2 protein-coding genes are annotated in these 2,093 nt (G+C 37.6%); both read left to right on the forward strand.

Annotation, left to right across the window (positions count from 1 at the left end; translation table 11 throughout):
* Positions 1-215: 215 nt before the first annotated feature.
* Complete coding sequence (locus HCUR_RS07695; protein WP_129591828.1) at positions 216-431, forward strand: hypothetical protein; 216 nt, start codon at positions 216-218, stop codon at positions 429-431.
* An 891-nt stretch (positions 432-1,322) separates the two neighbouring features.
* A complete protein-coding gene (locus HCUR_RS01665; RefSeq protein WP_129591829.1) occupies positions 1,323-1,523 on the forward strand; it encodes a hypothetical protein in 201 nt (66 codons plus the stop codon).
* The last annotated feature ends 570 nt before the right edge of the window (positions 1,524-2,093 follow it).

Consider the following 2,093-nt stretch of genomic DNA (forward strand, 5'->3'; position numbering starts at 1 on the left):
GATACGCGCTTTTGCTAAAGAGGCTAGGCCAAGGGAATGAATAAAAGCAACGCGCTCACAGTAATACCGAAAATATTGGATTGGCTGAATAGTAAAGGATCGATTCTCTCTATAGATGCCATGGGATTTCAAAAAAAATTGCAGATAAAATCCTGGGTAAAGGAAGACATTATCTATTTTCTCTCAAAGGTAATCAGGGAAATCTTTTAGATGATGTGACGCGATATTTTGAAAAAGCACCATTAGAAAAGATTAAATATTGCAAAAATTATGATAAGGGGAACGCTAGGATTGAAGTTAGAAAATGCTCGGTAAGTCAGGATAGTCAATGGCTCATCTTAAATACCCCTAATGGGCTTTCCATTAAAAGCATGGCGCGGATAGAATCGGCTCGTGAGATAAAAGGTAAGTGTTCTAGTGAAGTGCGGTAGTATGGATCTTCTTTAGAAGTTAGTCCTGAAACAATGCTCTCATATATTAAAAGCCATTGGGCCTTACATTGAGTAGTAGATAGGTCATTTGGTGAGGATCAAAGAAGAATACGAAAAGAAAACGCTCCCCACAGTATGGCAATAAGCAGGCATATAGCTCTGAACAAGCTCATGTGCCAGGACAATCAATCAAGCGGTTCAGAAAAATGGGGGGGGGCTGGAGTGATGACATACTTTTCCGTATCTTGCAACAAAATTTTTTTATGAGGTGGCTCTGCATAAAACGCCCTAATATGCGTCTTCAAATTCTAGGAGGAAGATGGTTTAGGTGTCAAGAATTGCTAGGGAAAGGAAAAAAAGCATCCCAAAATGATATAACCAAAGCAGCCTAAACAGAGCATAATAAGAGTAAGAAAGAATTAATAGATAGAACATATTCAGTAGATTTTAGAAAAAAGTATTGAAAATAAACGCTAAAGCAGCACTTTCATAGAGTGAAGTTTCGGATAGATTTGGGACATCGAGAGCAGTGATATTTAGATGGAGCAAGAAGTTACAGCCTCAAAACACTAGAAATTAGCCTTGAAAAAATCTGAGCAAAGACAGTTTAAGAAATAATATAGAGCAGTTCCCAGATAGCGATCGTCGAGAAAGCGGCGAAAGATTAGGGATTAGCGAGTTTAGTATAAATATGCAATAAAGCGTTTAGGCGTGACCTATAAAAAAACACTCCATCCTGCGAGAACAGATCTAGAAAAAAGATCTATGTTCTGCCAAAGGATTGAGGCACAAGAAAAAGACGGAAAATCAATGGATTACCTAGAAAAAAGTCCCAGGATATGCCCCAGAAACACAGCTATTCTTGGAAGGTAAGGTGTTATTATGGGATTCATGATGGGGGAAAAACACACAACACATGCTATAGGGGCGCTTATCGGCGCCACAATAGTTGCGATGGGTCTATTGAGTGGGTCAGTTAATACGGATGTTTTTACTTGTTGGGTAAAACATATATTACTCCCTAATGTTCCAGAAAAAAGGGGTAGTGTCATGAACAATGCTTTTTCCACAAGGAAAAAGATAGCTAGCTGATGAGAGAAAGCGCTGGTCATGTTTTCTTTTATTGATCTTCCGTATTCTTCTGGCCTTCAGCCTATTGAGAACCAATGGGATTAGGCTAAAGACTCCTGAAATTGCTCCATCGATGCGTTATTTCCGCTCTATTTTTCATGGTCATTTTATACTGATTTGGCTATATATCAACGTTTAAAACGGTTAACTATGTCACCGCGTCCATACAGTATAGCGTTAAGAGGAACAATTATACTCTTTATAAAAGCAGTGAACAGCGCAGTGAACAGCAAAAAAAGAATTAATAAGATTTATCATACAAAAAACGACACTAAACAGATGGCATTCAATTTTGGATTCATGGAGAATTAATTGCATATCATTGATAATTTTAATTAGAGCTTGTCCGCAAATGAGAGATATGTTAGTGTATCTGGATGATGTTGGATGCAATTGAGGAATATAAATGAATAGAAGAGCGTATGAGACAGATTTAAAAGACAAAGAATGGGAATTAATATCGGAATATTTTATACCAAATATTAAGAAGGCTGGCAGGCCTGTGAAACACAGCAGAAGAGAGATATTAGA

This window comes from Holospora curviuscula (assembly GCF_002930195.1).
Classification (GTDB): Bacteria; Pseudomonadota; Alphaproteobacteria; order Holosporales; family Holosporaceae; genus Holospora; species Holospora curviuscula.